The sequence below is a fragment of the Bacillus sp. FSL K6-2944 genome, assembly GCF_038005385.1.
Taxonomy (GTDB): Bacteria; Bacillota; Bacilli; order Bacillales; family Bacillaceae_G; genus Bacillus_A; species Bacillus_A cereus.
Window position 1 is genome coordinate 538267 of record NZ_JBBOTE010000003.1, and the last position, 21324, is coordinate 559590.

Sequence of the window (21324 nt, forward strand, 5' to 3'; positions counted from 1 at the left end):
GTATCCTCGGTGGGATACCTTTTTATTAGCACTTATTATTTTGTAACTTCTGTCCACTTGTAGTTAAACTCACCACCGAAGTCAGTTGTTACAAGTCCTTTAATGAAAGAGCGTTGTAAGTAAGAACGGCCTTGTTGGTATAAAGGAGCGACAGCGCCGTCTTGTAATAGAATTTTTTCAGCTTGCTTCATTGCTTCAAAGCGTGCTTTTTCATCGCCAGCTAAATCTGTTTTCACTTTATGAATTAGCTCATCGTACTCTTTGTTAGAGTATTTATCGAAGTTATAAGCACTATCTGTTGTAAATAAATCTAAGAATGTAATTGGATCAGCGAAGTCAGGGCCCCAGCCGTCAATACCAATTTCATAGTCACCACTTAATAGTAGTTTTAGCTGTTGTTTACGTGGTTGTGGTTTTAAATTCACTGTTAATCCATCTAGGTTCTTTTCTAATTCACCTTTTAAATATTCACCAGTCTTTTTAGCTAAAGCATTGTCACTTGTTAATAGTTCGATTGTTACTTTGTCAGTACCAAGTTCTTGTTTTGCTTTTTTCCAGTTTTCTTTCGCTGTTTTCACATCATCCTTGACTAGATTTCCATTTTCTTTACGGAAGTCATTGCCTTCTGGGCTCTTTGCAAATTTCGCAGGAACCATTCCTTCAGCTGGAACAGCGCCGTTATTTAAGATTGTTTCTACGTAAGCTTTTTTATTCATTGCGCCGTTAATAGCAAGGCGTGCATGTTGATTTTTTAATGTTTCATTTTTCTGATTTAATCGTAAGAATTGAATACCGACTTCAGCGCGTTCTTTGAAGTTTGGATCGCTCTTATATTTATCAACAAACTCTGCAGTTAAAGCAACACGATCAATTTGTCCTGAATCATATAAGTTCACTTCTGTAGACTTATCTTTAACGACATTGAAGTTGATTTCTTCTAATTTTACAGTTTTAGCATCCCAATAGTTAGGATTTTTCTTCAATTGGAAGCTTTGTTCATGTTTCCAGTTATCTAATGTGAAAGCACCGTTATAAATTAAATGATTTGTTTCTAAACCATATTTATCGCCTTGAGACTTTAAGTACTCTTCATTAATTGGTAAGAATGTTGAGAATGTAGTTAAGCTTAAGAAGTAGGGAACAGGACGGTCTAGTTGTACTTCTAACGTTTTATCATCAACAGCTTTGACCCCTAGTTGATCAATTGGCAATTGTTTTTGGTTTATTTGTTTCGCATTCTTTATATCGAAGAATAAGAATGCGTATTCAGCTGCTGTATCAGGATTTACGGCACGTTGCCAAGCGAAGGCAAAGTCCTTTGCTGTAACAGGAGTACCGTTTGACCATTTTGAATCACGGAGATGGAATGTATATTTTGTTTTATCGGGACTAATGTCAACCGACTCAGCGACACCAGGAACCGGTTTATTATCTTCTCCCATTGCATATAGCCCTTCAAAAACATTACGCATTACGTTCATGGATTCCCCATCCGTTGCTTTTGCAACATCCATTGTTGGAATTTCTGAAGCGAATGATAAGTTAATTGCCTGTTTATCAGGTGCTTTCGCTCCGCTTGCATTATCTTTATTCCCCCCGCAAGCAGTTAGTAATAGACTTGCCCCTAAAACAGATGCAACAACAGGTGCAACTTTTTTCTTCATTGTTCGTTCCTCCCTAAATGTGTTGTTCGTAACGTCATAATGTCCGTGTCTTGAAGTAGCTATAGAAGGAGATAAAACCTATTATAAATATTTGTTTATAGGTAATCAGGTGTTCTATATGTATATACATGTGGAACTATAATCTATCGTTATATGTTTCAACGTAGTAGACATTATATTTTGATGGTGAAATATTTTGTTTCTTTGATTATTTAGAATATTAACACTGAAAAGAGCTATATGTCAATAATAAAAATAGATTGTTAATTTCTCAGAATAATATATTAAAAAAGCAGATTCTCATGTGTGAGAGAACCTATTTTTAATATATTTTGCTAAAAAAACAATTGGTGTGGGCTAATAATAAGTGGGGATGAAGAAACCCCCACTTATTAAAGTTTCACTTTATTTTTCAATTTTTGCCCACTTGAAGTTTAATTGACCTGCAAAGTCTACTTGCACAATTCCTTTCACATAAGAACGTTCTAAATAAGATTCGCCTTTTTGGTAAAGAGGAGCGATAACAGAGTCTTTAAATAATATTTTCTCGGATGCTAGTAATGCTTCCCAGCGAGCTTTTTCATCACCAGCTAAAGTTGTTTTCACTTTTGCTATTGTTTCATCGAATTCCTTATTAGAGTAATGATCTAAGTTATAAGGGTTATTCGTTGTAAATAGCTCAAGGAATGTAATTGGATCCGCAAAGTCAGGGCTCCAGCCATCAATTCCGATTTCGTAGTCACCTTTTAATAAAAGCGAAACTTGTTGCTTACGCGGCTGAGGTTTTATATTTACTGTTAATCCATCTAGATTCTTTTCTAGTTGTCCTTTTAAGAATTCACCAGTTTTCTTATCAAGGTCAGCATCACTCGTTAATAATTCTAATGTTATCTTTTCAGAACCAAGCTCTTGTTTAGCTTTTTTCCATAACTCTTGTGCAGATTTTGTATCAACTTTTGTTAAATCGCCGTTTGCAGTACGGAAGTCTTTTCCTTCAGGTCCTTTTGCAAAGTTTTTTGGAACGAGACCAAATGTTGGTGTAGAGCCATCATTTAATAACGTATTTACAAAGGATTTTCTATCAATTGTTTGATCAATTGCTTGGCGTGCAGAAACGTTTTGAAGTACTTTGTTTTGTTGATTCATACGTAAAAATTGTACGCCTACGTTTGGACGTTCTTTAAAGTTAGCATCCTTTTTATATTTATCGACGAAGTCAGATGTTAGTTTTATACGATCTAATTGTTTTGACTCGAATAAATTTACTTCTGTTGATTTTTCTTTTACGACATTAAAATTGATTTCTTCTAGTTTGACAGTATCTTTATCCCAATAGGTAGGGTTCTTCTTAAATTTAAAGCTTTGTTCGTGCTTCCAATCGCTTAGTGTAAAAGCTCCATTGTACAAGATTGTATTATCTTCTAAAGCGTACTTATCACCTTGTACTTTAAAGAATTCCTCATTAATTGGTAGAAATGTTGGGAACGCTGTTAAGCTAATAAAATAAGGAACAGGACGCTCTAATTCTACCTCAAACGTATGGTCATCAACTGCTTTTACACCAAGTTGGTCGGCTGGAAGTTCTTTGTTGTTAATTTTTGTTGCGTTTTTAATATCAAAGAATAAAAATGCATATTCAGAGGCTGTTGCTGGATCTACGGCACGTTGCCAAGCGAACACAAAATCTTTAGCTGTAACAGGAGTGCCGTTTGACCATTTTGAATCTCGCAAATGGAATGTGTATTTCGTTTTATCGCCACTTACTTCATGAGTTTTTGCAACACCAGGAACAGGTTTGTTACCTTCACCAAGATTATACAAACCTTCAAATACGTTTCTCATTACTTGACCAGAATCAGTATCTGTAGCACGAGCCGTATCCATTGTTCGTATTTCAGTAGGTGAAGATAAGTTTAAAACCTGTTTACTAGGTGCCTCGTCTTTTGCATTTGCTCCGCTTGCTTCGTTTTTATAACTACCGCAACCAGTTAATAAAATACTTACTCCTACAACTGATGCAATATCGGGTACAAACTTCTTTTTCATTTGATTTTCCTCCTAAATAATTAAGTTTGGATGATGATGAGGGAAATGAAAAATAAAAAATCCCTCTTTTCATATTGAGAAAGAGGGATTTTTACGTACAAGTTATGCACCCGTATATAAACGAAGTCCCTCATTCTATCTTTCAAGCATAAAGCTTGCAGGAAGTGGCACAGTATTCAAAATGAACCTGTTGCCGAGGTTTCAAAGGGCCAGTCCCTCCACCTCTCTTGATACAATGAGTAAACGAATAAATTTTATTAATTTTTGTGTTTCTTTGATAATTCAAAATCTTACACCTTGAATAATGAAGTGTCAACTAAATGAAATATAGTTTAAATTTTCAGTTTTCTTAAATGAAAAAACCACTGCATATGGCAGTGGTTTTTCTACTAGAAGTTAAAGTTATCTGGATCTGGACCAACGCGACGATCTTCATTTAAAGCTTGAATTGATTTCATATCATCAGCACTTAATTCAAAGTCGAAGATGTTTGCATTTTCAATAATGCGATGTTCTTTAATTGATTTGGGAATTGTTACAACTTCGTTTTGTAAATCCCAACGTAAAATAATTTGCGCAGTTGATTTATTATATTTTGTCGCAATTTCTTGTAACGTTGGATTATCTAGTAGTTGTCCTTGCATTAATGGTGACCAAGCTTCAAGCTGGATATTATGTTCTTTACAGAATGCATGTAACTCTTCTTGTGCTAAACGTGGGTGGTATTCCACTTGGTTGACCATTGGCTTAATTTCAGCAATTTCAAATACGTCTTGTAAGTGGTGAATGTGGAAATTACTCACACCGATAGCGCGAACACGGCCATCTTTATAAAGTGTTTCTAATGCTTTCCATGATTCAGTATATTTCCCTTTTACAGGCCAATGTACTAAATATAAATCTAAATATTCTAGACCTAATTTCTCTAATGTAGTTTCAAATGCTTGAAGCGTTGTTTCATATCCTTGATCGCTATTCCATACTTTTGAGGTAATAAATAATTCTTCACGTGAAACACCGGATTCACGAATCGCTTGCCCAACGCCTTCTTCATTTTGATAGATTGCTGCAGTATCGATGCTGCGGTAGCCATTTTTAATTGCTGCTTTTACAGAATCAATTACTTCTGAACCATCTTCTACTTTAAAAACACCTAAACCAAACCAAGGCATTTTTACACCGTTATGTAATGTTGTATAGTCTTTTAAACTTGTTAAAATCATATTATTTCCCCCTAGCTTTTTTGTTTGTTGCTTCTACTGCTTTTTGAATTGCCTCTGAAAAATTATATTCGTATAAAGTTTTGAGACCTTCAGCTGTGGAACCACCTGGCGTTGTTACTTGTTCGCGAAGGTTAGCTGGATTTTGCGTTTGTTCAAGCATAGAAGCAGAGCCAGAAATCATTTGAATGACAAGATGTTTTGCGGTTTCTTCATCAACTCCATAACTTTTTGTTGCTTCAATTAAGCTTTCAGCAAAGTAATAAAGGAAGGCTGGTGCACTTCCAGTAACTGCAGTAAGCTGATGAACTTCTTCCTCAGTACAAAGTTGCGAAGTACCAATACCTTTTAAAAGTAGTTGCAGGGTTTCTTGATGTATCTCGTTTACTGATTGTCCCATTGTATATAAGGAGATAGACTTTCCAATTTCAGCAGCTGTATTAGGCATAATCCAAGCAACAGGCGTGCCTTTTGGGAGTCTAGCTTCTAAATAAGATGGTCCAATGCCAGCTGCTACTGTTACGACTAGTTGATTTGATATTAACGGAGATAGCTCAGCTAATAACTCTTCATGAGCCGAAGGTGGCATTGCTAAAACAACCGTATCAACAGATGTAACATGCTGTTTCCAATCTGTTGTAGTAGACACATTATATTGATGTTGTAACTGTTTTAGCTTTTCTATGTTGCTTCGGTTAGAGACGATAATTTCTTCGATGTACTCTTTGCTTGTTTTAAGTAATCCGGAAAATATAGCTTCTGCCATACGACCGGCACCAATAAATAAAATTCGATGTTTAGTTAGCATATCCTTTATTCCTTTCTAGTAGAGATATGTTATAAAAACGATATCATCTTTAAGAGAATTTTGTAAAAAGAAAAGACTTACCGTAGATGGAATGGATAATGAGAAGGCGGAAATTCATGGTAAAGGAAAGAGCTATTCCTTATACTGGTGATAGGGAATTTATTACACATCTGGGGAGAGATAAATATGGTTAGAAGTCCACTTTTTTTACTTGTTTCTAGTATTATTTGTGTATTAGTTGGATTGTATATTCAATCGAGTTATATTGAAATTTTCGCATCAATTATGGGAATCATTAATGTTTGGTTATTAGCGAGAGAAAAAGTATCCAACTCTTTATTTGGCATGATTACTGTTGCGGTATTTCTATACATTTTTATTACACAAGGTTTATATGCAATGGCAGTATTAGCCGCTTTTCAATTTATATTTAATGTATATGGTTGGTATTATTGGATTGCACGAAGTGGGGAGGGCGAGGTAAAAGCAACAGTTCGTTTAGATTTGAAAGGGTGGACTTTTTATATAAGTTTTATGTAACTACTCAGCCACCTTTCGGTGTCTTTTTTAAATTTTACTAGTTTCATATGCCTCCCATTTGTAAATACTGAGTATATCAAACAGGGGAGGTGAATCTTATGGTCGATCGAAAAATTATTTTAGATACATATAAAAAAGGACCTGAAGCTGTTATTTCTTTATTTGAAGAAACATTTTCTAAGTTAGAAAAACGTATACAAGAACTAGAAAATGCTTCAAAAAAAAACTCCAAAAATAGTCATAAGCCACCTTCTACAGATGGTTTGGGTAAGCCCGTTACAAAAAGTTTGCGCAAACCGTCTCATCGTCAAACGGGTGGCCAGTTGGGCCACAAGGGACATACTCTTGGTTTGACAGCGACTCCAGATCATACGATTACACATTCTCCTACATATTGTACTTGTTGTCATACTTCCTTGAACCACGAGCCTGTAAAAGGGTATCGCATTCGCCAAGTGTATGACTTACCACCTATTCAGATCGAAGTGACAGAACATAAAGTAGAACAGAAAGAATGCCCACATTGCCATTCTATCCAAGAAGCCCAATTTCCTTCGACAGTATCTCGTCCTGTTCAATATGGTCCAAATATAAAAAGACTGATTCCCTATTTAACGCATTATCAATGCATTTCTTTGAAGCGAACAAAAGAATTCTTTCAGGATTGTTTTGGACATTCTATAAGCGAAGGAACCCTGGTAAATCATACACAGGCTTTCGCTTCTCAATTGCAGCCATTCATAAAAGAAGTAAAGGAAAAGATTCTGCAGTCTCCTGTTGTCCATTTTGATGAAACTGGTATGCGTGTAGAAAACAAAACACAATGGTTACATACTGCCAGTACACCGGAGGTGACATTGCAACATATTCATCAAAAACGTGGAAAAGAAGCAATGGATGCTGGAGAAATCTTGCCATCTTTTTCTGGAATTGCGATGCATGATGGTTGGAAATCGTATGATGCGTATACAGATTGTCGTCACGTTTTATGTAATGCCCATCTCTTACGAGATTTACAAGGAATTATAGATAGTACTGGAGAACAATGGGCACAACAGATGCAGAAATTTCTAACGCAAGCGTTGACGATGAAAAAGCAATCCGAAGGTACCATGCCAAAAGCGACGCAAAAGAATCTGTTTATTATGTATCAATCCATATTGAAAGAACAACAGATTCTTTCCACGAAACAAAAGAAGAAAGGAAAGCAGACGCCTTCTCAAAATTTATGGAATCGCTTCGTCAAGTATTCTGACAGAATTCTAGCGTTTTTAGAACATCCAGCCATTCCATTTGATAACAATCAAGCAGAACGGGATATTCGGATGACGAAAGTAAAACAGAAAGTGTCTGGGACTTTCCGAAGTAAGAAAGGCGCAGAATCTTTTTGTCAGATACGAAGCTTTATGAGTACCATGAAAAAACAAAAACAATCGGTCTTACAAGCGATAAACCAAGTCATAGAAACTAGAACGGTTCCTTGGAATAACACGACTTCATAAGAGAATTTCTCTATTTGGCATAGATTCTTTCTCTGATTGGAGTATTTTCTTTTCATGTTTTCGAATCGGAAACATGTATTTGGCCTGTTTTTTTATTTGAAGAAGCTGAGTAGTTACAGTTTTATTTTAGTTGCTTGGATTGGTTGGGGTTATTATCAAGTCCGTTATTTAGAGTCAACAAGTCCATATTTAGACGCTTTAAATGCCGTATTGGGACTAGTGGCTCAATTTATGTTAAGTCGAAAAATATTAGAAAACTGGCATTTATGGATTTTATATAACGTAGTTAGCATTGTAATTTATATTTCTACTGGTTTATACGTCATGCTAATATTAGCTATTATTAATCTCTTTATATGTGTAGCTGGTTTGCTAGAGTGGAAGAGCAATTATAAGGGGCAAGAACATACAAATAATTATATCTAGAAAATAATTAGAATTAAAAAACCCCTGAAGTACATATGCTTCAGGGGTTTACTAATAGAATATAAGATTATGCTTTTGTCATACCAAGTAATACAGCGCCGCCGATAATTAAAACACTACCTAGTGCAATAAAGATCAATTGACGTTTTGTTTTCTTTTCACCTAAGAATACAATCGCACCGAATGTTGAGATAACGATTCCAGTTTGAGATAATGGGAAGCTTGTTGCTACTCCAACACGTGGTAATGAAAGAAGTAAGAATAAGTTTCCAGTTCCCCATAGTAAACCAGACAAAGCATTACGGATTGCATATTTGTTAAATGGTTTATGTTTAGACGTCAGTACAACCGCACCAACAAACATACCAACTGCTTGTGGTAAAATAGCAGACCAACCATCGATATTATACCAACGAATAATAATTACATATACAAGATAGCCGAAAGTAGAAACAATTAAAGTAAGAAGTCCTTTTTTCAATTGTCCAGGTGGCTGAGCATTTTCTTTATCATCTAATGATGTGAATACAACACCAACTACGATTAATAGGATTGCAATCGTTCCCAGAATGATCGTTGTAGTAGTAGTCCACTCACGGAAAGCGATAACCCCAAAGATAGAAGTTGCAACAAGTTGCATACCAGTAGAAATCGTTACAGTAGTTGAAACGCCTAGTTTTTCAACTGTTTTTAATTGGTTTACTTGTCCTAAAGCCCAGAATAAACCTGAAATAAAACCAACAATTAAGATTGTCATTGTTAAAGCTGGTTGAGTAAATACATACATAATTGTTGCGAAGAATAGAGCACCGATTGTCATACCTACCGTTTGGCTATATGCACCACCGCCCATTTTTACGCTTACTAATAAGATGTTTCCCCATGCAATTGCAGGAAGAAGCGCTAATAAAATGTCCATTACAAGACTCCCTTCGGTTTGCTATACCAATATAGTTACATATCGTTCTAACGATCGGTAATGCCCCACTAATAGAGTAGAAGATTACCGATCGCTAAAACAGGATGAAGAATTCACGATATAAATGCGTTTTCATTTCTTCATTTTTTGAAACACCTCCATATAATAACAGGAAATTGCCTATTTTAGAAAGTGAATTCAAATAAAATGTATATTTTAATAAGAGGTAAAATTCAGTTATTTCCCGGTGGTATATTTTATTTCCTAAGAAATAAAGAAGCAGCTTCGAAAAAAGCTGCTTTAAGAGTTAGTAATTCTTTTATTAATAAGTTGAATACATAGTAGAAATACGAGTGACATACCGATAGTAATAACTACAAGTGTCCATGCGAGTTGCATATTACTTGCATCAATAGCCATGTAAATTGCAGTTGGGATTGTCTGTGTTTTACCAGGAATGTTCCCGGCAAACATAAGTGTAGCACCAAATTCACCGAGCGCACGGACAAAGCTCAAAATCATCCCGCTTAGTAAGGCAGGAAATGCGAGCGGAAGTGTAACGTGCAGAAAAACTTGATATTCACTTGCGCCAAGGTCACGAGCACTTTCTTCAATTTGTACATTTGCGATAGAAAATCCCGTTTTCGCTGATTGGTACATAAGAGGAAATGCAACAACTGTAGAAGCAATGATCGCAGCAGTAGATGTGAACATAATAGACTGCTGAAATAATGATTCAACCCACTTTCCGATCGGGCTGTTGTTTCCAAAGATGATAATGAGAAAGAAGCCGATAACAGTTGGTGGAAGTACCATTGGTAATAAAAATATGGTTTCTAATAGTACTTTATATCGCCATGAGGAGCGAGCTAGTGCTCGCCCGACAATTGTCCCTAAAATTGTAACGAGAATAGTGGCGCATGCAGCTACTCTTAAAGATAGAAAGACAGGCGATAAAATAGCATCAATGCTCATAGTAATTACGACAGGACTGTAAATCCATATTTTTTAAAGATAGATTGTGCATCTTTTGACTGCAAATACTCATAAAATGAAGTCGCCTCTTTCTTATGTTTAGATTCCTTTATAACACCTAAAGGATAGTGGATTGGCTCATGAGAAGTAGCTGCTGCTGTCTCACCAATCTTTACTTTATCCGAAATGAGAGCATCTGTTTTGTATACGATACCAGCATCGACATTCCCTGTTTCTACATATGTTAACACTTGGCGAACATCTTTTGTAAATACGACTTTATTTTGAACATCATTCCAAAGGTTTTCGTGTGTTAGAGAAGCCTTTGCATATTTGCCAGCAGGTACAGATTCAGGTGTACCAAGTGCAATTTTTTTTATTTTTTCATCTTTTAAATCTTGAATTTTTGTAAGAGAACTATCTTTTGGGACGACTAGAACGAGTTCGTTTCCAAGGAGATTTTTCCCCTCTTTTTCATTAATGAATCCTTTTTTTACAAGGGTTTGGAATTTATCTTCTGCTGCTGAGAAGAATAAATCAGCAGGTGCACCTTGTTCAATTTGTTGTTGAAGTGCTCCAGAAGCACCGAAGTTAAAAGAAAGTTTGATATTTGGCTCTTTTTCTTTATATTGTTTTTCGATTTCTTTTAATGCATCTTGTAAGCTTGCAGCAGCTGAGATAGTCAGTTCAACTGTTTTATCCTCTTTAGCAGCTGACTTTGTATGCTTTTCCCCACTTGTACAAGCAGCGCTAAATATAAGAAGGAAAGAAAGTATAAGTGCCCCGATGGAACGTAATATAAATTTATTCATAAAAAAATCCCCTTTCATTTTGACACATCTAATTATAACTAAATATAACTAAATATAACTAGTTATAATTGAATATAATTTGAACATATGTCTATTTTTAAAAAATAGGAGAAATATTCTTTTCTTTGTTACAATGAAAGGAGAAAGTGAGGAATCGTCTATGGATCATCATTCCTACACAACGGAAGAAGTAGCAAAGCGATTAAAAGTATCAAAATTAACTGTATACGACTTAATTAAAAAAGGAGAACTTCCTTCTTATAGAGTTGGTAGACAGATGCGCATTGATGCAGCAGATTTAGATCAATATATAAAGCAAATGAAAACAGGGAAAGTACAAGTTAATCCTGTGAAAAACGATGATAGTAGTATCTTGAACACGTGTATTATTAGTGGTCAAGAACTAACGTTAGATATGTTAGCTAAACGTATAGAAAATCGTTTGCCAAGTTCTAATGTTTTAAGAGCGTATCAAGGTAGCTTAACGAGTTTAGTGAAAATGTATCAAGGAGAAGGAAGTATCGTTAGTTTGCATTTGTTTGATGGTGAAACGGGTACATATAATATTCCTTACGTAAAACGTATTTTAGTAGGACAGCCATGTCTTATGATTAATTTATTGTCCAGAAATGTAGGGTTTTATGTTCAAAAAGGAAATCCGAAGAAAATAAAGACATGGGCTGACATATCCGGGTCCACTATAAAGTTTGTGAATCGAGAAAAGGGTTCTGGTATTAGAGTGTTAGTGGATGAACAATTACGAATCCGAAAATTAAATAAAGCTGATATTAGTGGATATGAATGGGAAGAATCGAATCATCTTGGTGTTGCCACGCAAGTTGCAAATGGAAAAGCTGATGTAGGAGTAGGTTCAGAAAAGTTTTCGCAAATTGTAAATGTGGACTTTATTCCAATCATGAAAGAACAGTATGATTTAGTAATTTTGAAGAATAAAGAAAATGAAGAGCTGATTGAAGTTGTGAAAGACATTCTGCAATCGGAAGAATTTCATAATGAATTAAATGCGATTGGCGGATATGATATTACGAAAACAGGTCAAATTGTATATGAAATAAAGTGAAACTTTAATCAGTGTGGGGGTTCTTCATCCCCCATTGATTATTAGCCTTCACCAATCGGACTTTAATGGGCAGCCCGACCCCCACCTAACTTCTTTGCTTTCGCTGAATTTTGAGGAGGGGGTCTTACTGCCCATTAAAGCGGGACAAACTAAAAAGCTGCTTGTCTATAAGACGAGCAGCTTTTTCTATATATAAAGGGGTTTGGGGAAACAAAGTGTTAAATAAGACCTTGAGCAAGTGTATAAATGAAAGCCGTAAGAAGAGTAGCTCCACTTGCAAGTCCGATAAAGTCTGATTTGTTGAAAGTAATGTTGTTCATTATAATCTCTCCTTATTTGTTTAATGTAGTTGCAACAGCTTTTGCATCGACAAGTGCGGATAGCACCATGCCCATTGTATTTAAAAATTTATTTGATTTCATATTGTTCATCATGCGTATCCGCTCCTTTTCGAATAGTTGTTGCCCTGCTTATGTCTTAATTATAGGGAATATGGATACTTCCAACTATCGAATTAGCTTACGAAAGACTTACACTTTTGTAAGAAAAAAAGACATTCATGTAAGAATGTCTTTCACAGCATATTGATATGATGATGGTCTTCAATTGTTTTTAAAAAACTACGCATTGAATTCGTCATATAGCTATCTTTACGGCGTATGAAAACCGTTGAAATACTGCCGTATTTTTCAGGGATTGCATGACAATGGACCTTACCTGCTTTAGAAAGATGATGGACAGCAGACTGTGGTACGAGTGTAATTCCGAGACCGAGTGCAACACTGTTTAATATTGTCTCTAATATATTGAATTCCATAATTCTTTTTGGTAGCAAACCTTCGTCTTTAAGCCAACGTTCTAGTTTGGAGCGGTATCCACATCCTTGGTTAAAAACGAGTAGAGGCGTTGTTGTAAATTCTTCTATATGAAAGGCTTTATTTTGTGTTATAAGCATTAATTTCTCTGTACTAACATTGTATTGTTCGATTAGTGGATGTTTAATAGGACCTGATATAAAGGCGCCATCTAATTGATGATCAAGTACTTCTCTAATTAATTCTTCTGTTAGACCCGCTTGTAATGATAAATCGACATTCGGATAGCTTTTATAGTAAGAAGATAAAATGGTAGGCAGTGTACTTACTGTTTCGACTGTACCGATTTTTAATATACCAGAAGGTGTTTCGCTATCTAAAAATACTTGTTTTAGTTCGTCGACATCTTGCAAAATTTTACCAACATAAACGAGCATTTTTCTTCCTTCAGCTGTTAAAGTCATTCCTCGTTTATGGCGGTAAAAGAGTGGGGTTTTTAATTCGTTTTCTAGTTGTTTAATACGTGCAGTTACATTTGATTGTACATAATTTAATTCCTTTGCTGCGCTACTTACACTACCCTGATCGGCAACGCTTTTAAAGATTTGTAAGTCTCTTAATTCCATTTTGTAATCCCCCTTGATGTTAACTATCATTATAAATGATAGTTAACATCATTTTGAATCATTTTACGTGATATATTTTTTCTTTTACAATTCTCTTTGTGCAAATAGAAAGAAACGGGGGATTGCGGTGAGAAGAGGTCAAATGATAATAGGGGCTTTGGCGTGTTTAATTGCGAGTATGTCATGGGGAGCGATGTTTCCAGTTGCTGATCATGCGCTAGAATACATAGATCCATTTTATTTTTCGCTTATTCGCTATGGAGCAGTGGCGATAATGCTGATTGTATTGTTGTTAGTGAAAGAAGGAAAACAGGCATTTTGTTTAGAGGGAAGAGGAAAGTTACTCGTCTTTTTTGGAACGATGGCATTTACAGTATATAATGTCCTCATATTTTTAGGGCAAATGTTAATGGGTAAGTCGGGTGTAATGGTAGCTTCCATTATGGAAGCACTTATGCCGATGATTTCTATTGGTATTTTATGGGGATATAAGCATATAAAACCGAAGAAGTATATGATAACGAGTATGGTTATTGCTTTTGTAGGAGCTGTGTTTGTTATTACAAAAGGTGACATGAGTTTCTTTGTAACATTGAAAGATAATATGTTCCCATTAGCATTTATATTTATTGGTGTTGTAGGGTGGGTTATTTATACGATGGGTGGTCAAACTTGTAGTGATTGGTCAACATTACGTTATTCTACGTTGACGTGTGTATTCGGTACGACTGTTACAGCGATTATAACGGTAATTATTACGTCGCTTGGATATATTTCAGTTCCAAGTATGGGAACGATTTCTATTGTGAAATATGATTTGTTATTCATGATGACATTGCCAGGTATTGTAGCGCTACTTGCTTGGAACTATGGTGTGAAAATTTTATCATCCATTAATGGGATTTTATTTATTAATTTTGTACCAATTACGACTTTAGCTATTATGATGATGCAAGGGTATCAAATCACAATGTTTGATATTATAGGGACTGTACTTGTTATTGCAGCGCTTATTCGCAATAACGTTTGCCAGAGAAAAGAAGAAAATATAAATAAGAGAGTTTTACAAGAAGAACAATTACGTCAAGCTGTTTAATAGGCAAATGGAGGATTTCACATGTTAGAAAGTTTATTGTTTTTCTTCGCCGTCGGAGTTGCCTGTGAGCTTGCAGCAATTAATCGAAATGGTCGTAAAAAGATAAAACAACAAGCTGAGCTGATACAGCTTTTAAAAGAATTGAAAGAAAGAAAAAATTAAAAAGACGACCGGGCATAGACGGTCGTCTTTTTCTATATAAAGGGGAAAGGGGACACAAAGTTATACAAGCGTAGCAGCGTAAATGAAAGCAGTAAGAAGAAGAGAGCCGCTAGCTAATCCTAAAAAATCTAATTTGTTAAAAGTAATGTTATTCATAATACATTCTCCTTACTTGTTTAATGCAGAAGCAACAGCTTTTGCATCGAAAAGAGCCGATAATACCATGCCCATTGTATTTAAGAAATTGTTCGTTTTCATTTTGTTCATCATATTGATCCACTCCTTTTCGAATAATTGTTGCCCTGTTTCTGACTTAATTGTATGAAATATAGTAAGAAGTAACTATCGAATTAGCTTACAAGAAAATTACACTTTTGTAAGAATTGAAATTTAACAATTCATCCTTAATTTTATTACCAACTCCTAAAACTTAGTGTTATAATTATTATAAGAATATGATTATACTTCGGATGTTTAGAAAGGAACGAAATAAATGTATAAACCAATTACATTTTTGTTGAAATATATATTTAAAACAGCTGGGAAAGTAGAAGTACAAGGAAGAGAAAAGCTACCAGAAGGTGGACCCTATGTTGTTGCATGTACACATACAAGTTTTATGGATGTATTAATGTTAGCTACAGGGATGTATCCAACTCAAATTCATTACATGGCCAAAAAAGAATTATTTGAAGGGAAATTCAAAAATTGGTTCTTTAAAAATGTAAATGCATTCCCTGTAGATCGTGCGAATCCAGGACCAAGTACACTTAAAATTCCATCACGTTTATTAAAAGAAGGAAAGGTAGTAGGGATTTTTCCGAGTGGAACAAGATCAGCGGAAGATGTTTCATTAAAAGCGGGTGCTGTGACAATTGCGATGCGTTCCAATGTTCCGTTAGTACCAGCAGCTTATGTTGGTCCATCAAGTGTAAAAGAATTAATAAAGGGGAAAAAGGCACAATTGATTTTTGGAGATCCAATTCAAATTGAGGCTGGAGAACAAATAGATCGAAAAACCGCTATGAAAATGATGACGGATCAATTAAATGAGAAGTTTGAGGAGTTAAAAGAAGCTTTGCAATCAAATCAAAAATAAGAAAAGACGACCGGGCATAGACGGTCGTCTTTTCTATTTCTATTTATAATAAAGGGGTAAAGGGGACACAAAGTTATACAAGCGTAGCGGCGTAAATAAAAGTAGTAAGAAGAATCGAGCCACTAGCTAGTCCTAAAAAATCTAATTTGTTAAAAGTGATGTTATTCATAATACATTCTCCTTACTTGTTTAATGTAGAAGCAACAGCTTTTGCGTCGATAAGAGCGGAAAATACCATGCCCATTGTATGTAAGAAATTGTTCGTTTTTATTTTGTTCATCATATTAATCCGCTCCTTTTCGAATAGTTGTTACCTTGTTTCTGACTTAATTGTATGAAATGTTGCGGAAAGTCACTATCGAATTAGCTTACAGAAAAATTACACTTTTGTAAGAGAAACGAATGAAGGTGTAATGATAAGAAGATTTGACATATGTTCATGAGATTTATTAAGTTAAAGGTAGAGATAATATGAAGTGACCTCCTAGATTATCAAGTCAGGGATTTTAACCCATAATAATGAATGAAAACATTATGAATGGGGTTATACCCTATGATAATAGGAGGCCACTATGGAAAATATAATATATATTGGGATGGATGTCCACAAGGAAAGTTTTAGCTTATGTGCACTACACGGAACAACTGGGGAAATTGTAAGAGAAGCACGATGTGCTTCAAATGTATCTCTCGTAAAAAAATTCGTTGAGAAACTGAAAACAAAATATGGTGAAGATATAAAAATTAAAGCTGGATATGAGGCTGGTTGTTTAGGGTATTCACTTCATAATCTTCTTGAACAAAATGGAATTGATTGTGATATTTTAGCTCCCACAACAATGTACAGTTCATCAAAAAACAAAATGGTGAAAAATGATAAATTCGATGCCAAAATGATTGCTCTTAATTTAGCAAATGGCACCTATAAAGAAGTATATGTTCCAGAAGAAGAGGATGTTGCCGTGAAAGAGTATATCCGCATGTTAGGTGATTTTAAAACATCTTTGAAAAAAATAAAACAACAGATAAAAGCATTCCTTTTAAGACATGGCTATGTGTATGAAGGGAAATCAAGCTGGACAATCGCTTATATGAAATGGTTAAAGAATCTTGATCTACAAGGATTATTCAAAGAAACGTTAGGCGAATACCTATTACAGTATGATGTTCTAGTCGATAAAATTGAGCGGTTCAGTTTGAGATTAGAAGAATTATCTCATCGTGAAAGGTACGAAGAACCAATCGCAAAGTTAAGATGCTTAAAAGGTATAGATACAACATCGGCAATGACTGTTCATGTGGAAATTGCAGACTTCACTCGTTTTCCCACGGCTAAAGCATTTATGGCTTATGTAGGATTGACGCCAAGCGAAAGCTCAAGTGGAGAGAAAATCAGTCGACGTTCGATTACAAAACAAGGAAATTCGACCGTTAGGTCTACTCTTGTAGAATGTGCAAATGCGTTGGTAAAAGGAGCAATCGGATTAAAATCGAAGCGAGTGAAAGCAAGACAAAAAGGGCAACGAAGCGAAGTGATTGCTTATGCGGATCAGGCTGTAGAAAGGTTACAAAGAAAATATTATCGCATGATATATCAAGGGAAGCCTAGAAATGTTGCCGTTACAGCTATCGCAAGAGAACTGGGGTGTTTTATATGGGGATTAGAAACAGGTAAAATTCACCGAAAATAAAGAGGGAAGGATATGAAGTTGATTGATTCATAGTTAGAAATCAAAGGTATCAATTGATGGCATAGATGAGCTTCAGAGATAGTGAATTACAGGTCTGGCTATCTATGACTCACCTCTTCTGGCATGGCTGAAATTCTGATAAACAAGCTATTTATTAGAATTTGAAAAGGTGTGATCCACGCAGTGAGATTATAAGAGCCTAACGACGAACCATTAACCTGAGGTAACCAATCCACGAATAACAGAGTGGTTAACTGTCGATAGATCTTATTTCTGAAGCTTTTGTATGCCATCAAGAAAAATATTATGGGTGAAAAACTATTGACAAAGGTCACTTCATAACAGGTGAGTGTATGGCTAATATTAAAGATATTGCAAAAATGGCGGGAGTTTCAGTTACGACTGTTTCGAGAGTGTTGAATGATCACCCATATGTAAGTGAAGAAAAAAGAAAAGCGGTTATAGAGATAGTTGAGAAATTGAATTACTCGCAAAACGCAAATGCTGTTCATTTATCAAAAGGAAAAACGAATATTGTTGGTGTGATTTTACCGTATATTAATCATCCGTGTTTTGATGCGATGGTGAGCGGAATGATGGAGACTGCGTTAGCGCATAATTACAGGGTGCTACTTTGCCAAACGAATTATAATAAAAAAGAAGAAATGAAAAGTTTACATATGTTAAAAACAAAACAATTGGATGGTCTTATTATTTGTTCACGTGCAAATGATTGGGAAACGATAGAACCGTATGCTTCTTACGGCGCAATAATTGCTTGTGAAGACAATGATATTTCAAACATCTCAAGTGTATATACGAATCATTCAGCGGCCTTTCAATTAGGAATGGATTATTTGATTGAGAAAGGTTATAAAAAAATTGGTTATTGTACGGGAAGAAAATTAGGGCCGAGTAGTCAAAAGCGTTTTGATGTTTATAAACAGCAATTGCAATCTATAGACGAAGAGGTTAATGAAGAATGGATTTTTACAGAATGTTTTACACTAGAAGATGGTGTAAAAGTGGCTCATAAGTTAAAAGAGATGCAGGATCTTCCTGAAGCATTAATAGTAGCAGGTGATGAAGTTGCGATTGGGGTTATGACAGAGGTTGAAAAATTAGGGATTCAAGTTCCTGAGGATTTAGCGATTATTGGCTTTGATAATCAACCTATCTCGCAAGTGTTACAATTGACAACTATTGATCAAAATTTAAAGGAGATAGGGAAAACTGCTTTTGAAATGTTGCATAGAAAAGTGAATGACGAGAGTTCTGAACAAGAAAAGCTGGAAATTCCATACGAACTTGTGGAACGCTCTACAGTTTAATCGTAATCCGTTATGTGTATAATCGCATAACGGATTATTTTTTTGAAATATCTTTGACAGGAAACGCGTTTCATACTTTATAAAGGAGTTAAACCGGTCTGTAATAATCCATGGATTCTTTTCAAGTGTTAATGCAGTGAATAGAATTTGGAGGAATATGCATGAATGAACTTTTATCGAGTATGAAAAAGTATGTAGATGATGATGAAAAGATTCTGGCTTTTGTGGTAGGGATATTTGAGAAGGATAATTTTATATTATCGTATCAACATGGGGTTTTTGTTGCCACTACTAGACGTCTCCTTTTTTACGGGAAATTTCCGTACTATTCTTCAACATTTAAAGAGTATTCATATTTGTATATAGATAGCATAGATTTTCATCCGTATTTTGAATTTACTTGTAGTCATGAAACCATTCGCGCTAAGTATATTCAGAAAGGGAATGTGGAGCGATTTGTCCGTGCAGTTAGAGCAAATATGAATAATTAATCAACCCTCTGTTTAAACATAATATTTCAATTTTCAAGAGGGAAAATGCGGAATAAAAACCACTTCTAAACCTCTAGGAGATAGTGATACAATGTCAAATGGGGGGAGGGTATGAACTATGGTTAATCAACGTATAAAGGAAATAACACTAATTACAATTGGTTCATTATTATTCGCAATTGGTATTAATTACTTTGCAATTCCAAACCGTTTATCGGAAGGTGGAATTATTGGTTTAACGGTTGTTACGTACTACTTATTTGATTGGTCACCAGGAATTGTGAACTTTGCTATAAATGCAATTTTACTAGCTGTTGGTTATAAATTTTTTGATAAGAAAACAATGATTTATACAATTTTAGGGATTGTAGAAACATCTTTGTTTTTATACGTTACAGAACATATTGAGTATCATGTAAATAGTGATACATTATTAGCAGCTTTATTTGCTGGTTTATTTGTGGGAATTGGATTAGGTTGTATGTTCAAAGCCGGAGGTACATCGGGAGGATCAGCAATCTTAGCTCAGTTAGCAAATCAATATTTAGGTTGGAGTGTAGGTAAAGGCGTACTAATTATTGATATTGTTGTAATTGCTGGTTCTGTATTTATAATAGGGCAAGAAAAGGCGATGTATACACTTGTGGCTGTGTTCATTGGAGCGAAGGTGATTGATTTCATTGTAGAAGGAATGGACACAAAAACGGCTGTTACGATTATTTCGAATCAACCAGATTTAATTCGTGAAGCTATTACGAAAAATATGACACGCGGTGTTACTGTATTAGAAGGGCGCGGCGGATATACTGGTAAAAATAAAGAAGTTTTATATGTTGTTATTAATAAACAAGAGCTTGTTAAGTTAAAACAAGTTATTAGCCGGGTAGATGAAGATGCTTTCGTTGTTATACATGATGTACGTGATGTACTTGGCGGTGGCTTTAAAGCAAGCTAAAAGGTGAACGAGTAAATTCGTTCACCTTTTTTAATTCTTACAAAAATGTAAGTGTAATGTAATGAGATTCAATAGTAGATTTTATTCCCCCTTTTTAAAATGGATGTATATATATCCTGCAGAGGAGGAATGTTTATTATGAAGAAAAAAATGATCACTACTATAATAGCGATGATAGTGATAGTAGTAATGTTACTGCCTACGAAACTTGGACCAGTTATCGATAAATATAATCCATTTTATAAGACGAAAGAATACTATACGGTTGTGAATACAATTGGTCAGCATATTGGTGATGAGTGGTATGAATATGAATTTATTGCATTCGATGAACGTGGTAGAGAGCAGAAAATAAAGAAAACGGTTAAGCATATGTTAAAGAGAGATGAAGCATTAAAGGTTTTTGCAAAAGGACGTTACGGTGAATCGATTGAAGAGATTGAGGTTGCAAATATTCCTATAAATGCGAAGAGCAAACTTTTAACGATGAGATAGTGAAATATACCCCCGGCTATTTTTTGTCGAAAATAAAAATACTGGGTAAGGGTATTTTTGAGATTAACAAAAAAGCCTTAGTCCATATAGACTAAGGCTTTTTTATTATATAAAGGGGAAGGGGGTACATTGTAGTAGCATGGGTGAAAGGTATAAGAAGAGTAGCTACTAGCAATGTAATTTGGTTATGTGAGTGTTCTTCTTATTTGGCTTACTTTCTAACTTTATTGTACGAAATATAAGTAAGGGGAACTATCGAATTACATTACACATAACTTACAAACATGTAAGCCTTCTGTAATGTAATTCGATAGTTAAAAGATAGTAATTTTCATATAGTGTAACTAGAAAGTCTCAATGTATTACTTTCTGTTTGTAATGAAGAATGAAAAACCAACTAATTTTTAATAATCCTCATCTGAATAAAGATGGGGATCCTTTTTTAAACCTTACAACATTGTAAGGTTTACGTAAGTTAATTCGATAGTAAATTTGTCATATTTTTTGCATAATAGATACAGATAGAAAAATAATTAGGGATCTAGTAAGAAGGGAGAAAAATGGGATGCG

The 21324-nt window shown here is 35.0% G+C and carries 22 protein-coding genes, 1 pseudogene and 1 riboswitch; of the genes and pseudogenes, 12 read left to right on the forward strand and 11 right to left on the reverse strand.

The annotated features are described in order from the left end of the window. Window positions 1-35: 35 nt before the first annotated feature. The 4 genes from MHH55_RS29325 to proC all read right to left on the reverse strand — a co-directional run bounded on the left by MHH55_RS29325 (window position 36) and on the right by proC (window position 5738). Window positions 36-1664, reverse strand: a complete 1629-nt coding sequence (locus MHH55_RS29325) for a peptide ABC transporter substrate-binding protein (protein ID WP_078187349.1) — start codon at window positions 1662-1664, stop codon at window positions 36-38. Window positions 1665-2069: 405 nt separating this feature from the next. Beyond that, complete coding sequence (locus tag MHH55_RS29330; RefSeq protein WP_078187348.1) at window positions 2070-3710, reverse strand: peptide ABC transporter substrate-binding protein; 1641 nt, start codon at window positions 3708-3710, stop codon at window positions 2070-2072. A gap of 132 nt (window positions 3711-3842) precedes the next feature. After that, window positions 3843-3947: riboswitch (SAM riboswitch) on the reverse strand. 152 nt (window positions 3948-4099) lie between these two features. Next, window positions 4100-4933, reverse strand: coding sequence for an aldo/keto reductase (locus MHH55_RS29335; protein WP_078187347.1), 834 nt, complete (start codon window positions 4931-4933; stop codon window positions 4100-4102). A 1-nt stretch (window position 4934) separates the two neighbouring features. Beyond that, a complete protein-coding gene (proC, locus tag MHH55_RS29340; protein WP_000956251.1) occupies window positions 4935-5738 on the reverse strand; it encodes a pyrroline-5-carboxylate reductase in 804 nt (267 codons plus the stop codon). Window positions 5739-5924: 186 nt separating this feature from the next. Here proC and pnuC (MHH55_RS29345) point away from each other — a divergent pair. The 3 genes and pseudogenes from pnuC (MHH55_RS29345) to pnuC (MHH55_RS29355) all read left to right on the forward strand — a co-directional run. Next, a pseudogene (gene pnuC, locus MHH55_RS29345) lies at window positions 5925-6275 on the forward strand (nicotinamide riboside transporter PnuC); the annotation flags it as partial. 101 nt (window positions 6276-6376) lie between these two features. After that, window positions 6377-7780, forward strand: coding sequence for an IS66 family transposase (gene tnpC / locus MHH55_RS29350; protein WP_100910632.1), 1404 nt, complete (start codon window positions 6377-6379; stop codon window positions 7778-7780). Between the two features lie 54 nt (window positions 7781-7834). Continuing rightward, entirely contained in the window at window positions 7835-8206 is a 372-nt protein-coding gene (gene pnuC / locus MHH55_RS29355) for a nicotinamide riboside transporter PnuC (protein ID WP_303047671.1), read from the forward strand. Between the two features lie 67 nt (window positions 8207-8273). On the opposite strand, the gene MHH55_RS29360 is transcribed toward pnuC (MHH55_RS29355), so the two are convergent. The 3 genes from MHH55_RS29360 to modA form a co-directional block, all read right to left on the reverse strand. Then, a complete protein-coding gene (locus MHH55_RS29360; protein WP_000353544.1) occupies window positions 8274-9125 on the reverse strand; it encodes a GRP family sugar transporter in 852 nt (283 codons plus the stop codon). A 300-nt stretch (window positions 9126-9425) separates the two neighbouring features. Further along, window positions 9426-10100: a molybdate ABC transporter permease subunit gene (modB, locus tag MHH55_RS29365; protein ID WP_000020526.1), complete on the reverse strand. Its 675-nt coding sequence runs from the start codon at window positions 10098-10100 to the stop codon at window positions 9426-9428. A 5-nt stretch (window positions 10101-10105) separates the two neighbouring features. Further along, a complete protein-coding gene (gene modA / locus MHH55_RS29370) occupies window positions 10106-10912 on the reverse strand; it encodes a molybdate ABC transporter substrate-binding protein (RefSeq protein ID WP_001031841.1) in 807 nt (268 codons plus the stop codon). A 160-nt stretch (window positions 10913-11072) separates the two neighbouring features. Between modA and MHH55_RS29375 the strand changes: the two genes are divergently transcribed. Further along, a complete protein-coding gene (locus MHH55_RS29375; protein ID WP_033684624.1) occupies window positions 11073-11993 on the forward strand; it encodes a substrate-binding domain-containing protein in 921 nt (306 codons plus the stop codon). A gap of 218 nt (window positions 11994-12211) precedes the next feature. Here MHH55_RS29375 and MHH55_RS29380 read toward each other — a convergent pair whose 3' ends face one another. Both MHH55_RS29380 and MHH55_RS29385 read right to left on the reverse strand, forming a co-directional pair. Next, window positions 12212-12313 (reverse strand): DUF3948 family protein, encoded by a 102-nt coding sequence (locus MHH55_RS29380; RefSeq protein WP_001060017.1) that lies wholly within the window; start codon window positions 12311-12313, stop codon window positions 12212-12214. Window positions 12314-12567: 254 nt separating this feature from the next. Beyond that, complete coding sequence (locus tag MHH55_RS29385; RefSeq protein WP_078187717.1) at window positions 12568-13434, reverse strand: LysR family transcriptional regulator; 867 nt, start codon at window positions 13432-13434, stop codon at window positions 12568-12570. A gap of 127 nt (window positions 13435-13561) precedes the next feature. Between MHH55_RS29385 and MHH55_RS29390 the strand changes: the two genes are divergently transcribed. Together MHH55_RS29390 and MHH55_RS29395 are read left to right on the forward strand one after the other, a co-directional pair. Next, a complete protein-coding gene (locus MHH55_RS29390; protein ID WP_139362530.1) occupies window positions 13562-14530 on the forward strand; it encodes an EamA family transporter in 969 nt (322 codons plus the stop codon). Window positions 14531-14551: 21 nt separating this feature from the next. Further along, complete coding sequence (locus MHH55_RS29395; RefSeq protein WP_000894065.1) at window positions 14552-14692, forward strand: YrzO family protein; 141 nt, start codon at window positions 14552-14554, stop codon at window positions 14690-14692. A gap of 60 nt (window positions 14693-14752) precedes the next feature. On the opposite strand, the gene MHH55_RS29400 is transcribed toward MHH55_RS29395, so the two are convergent. Continuing rightward, a complete protein-coding gene (locus MHH55_RS29400; RefSeq protein ID WP_001060007.1) occupies window positions 14753-14848 on the reverse strand; it encodes a DUF3948 family protein in 96 nt (31 codons plus the stop codon). 337 nt (window positions 14849-15185) lie between these two features. Between MHH55_RS29400 and MHH55_RS29405 the strand changes: the two genes are divergently transcribed. Then, window positions 15186-15791, forward strand: a complete 606-nt coding sequence (locus MHH55_RS29405) for a lysophospholipid acyltransferase family protein (protein ID WP_000277778.1) — start codon at window positions 15186-15188, stop codon at window positions 15789-15791. A gap of 73 nt (window positions 15792-15864) precedes the next feature. On the opposite strand, the gene MHH55_RS29410 is transcribed toward MHH55_RS29405, so the two are convergent. Then, window positions 15865-15960, reverse strand: a complete 96-nt coding sequence (locus MHH55_RS29410) for a DUF3948 family protein (RefSeq protein WP_073530339.1) — start codon at window positions 15958-15960, stop codon at window positions 15865-15867. Between the two features lie 403 nt (window positions 15961-16363). Between MHH55_RS29410 and MHH55_RS29415 the strand changes: the two genes are divergently transcribed. From MHH55_RS29415 to MHH55_RS29435, 5 genes are all read left to right on the forward strand, one after another. Beyond that, the gene (locus MHH55_RS29415; protein ID WP_277548338.1) at window positions 16364-17482 is read left to right on the forward strand and encodes an IS110 family transposase; all 1119 of its coding nucleotides are present in this window, start codon (window positions 16364-16366) and stop codon (window positions 17480-17482) included. A gap of 353 nt (window positions 17483-17835) precedes the next feature. Continuing rightward, entirely contained in the window at window positions 17836-18813 is a 978-nt protein-coding gene (locus MHH55_RS29420) for a LacI family DNA-binding transcriptional regulator (RefSeq protein WP_001273903.1), read from the forward strand. A gap of 161 nt (window positions 18814-18974) precedes the next feature. Further along, window positions 18975-19304, forward strand: coding sequence for a PH domain-containing protein (locus tag MHH55_RS29425; RefSeq protein WP_001004246.1), 330 nt, complete (start codon window positions 18975-18977; stop codon window positions 19302-19304). A 118-nt stretch (window positions 19305-19422) separates the two neighbouring features. Then, window positions 19423-20259: a YitT family protein gene (locus tag MHH55_RS29430; protein WP_000248045.1), complete on the forward strand. Its 837-nt coding sequence runs from the start codon at window positions 19423-19425 to the stop codon at window positions 20257-20259. A 138-nt stretch (window positions 20260-20397) separates the two neighbouring features. After that, window positions 20398-20754 (forward strand): YxeA family protein, encoded by a 357-nt coding sequence (locus MHH55_RS29435; RefSeq protein ID WP_000728422.1) that lies wholly within the window; start codon window positions 20398-20400, stop codon window positions 20752-20754. Window positions 20755-21324 lie beyond the last annotated feature (570 nt).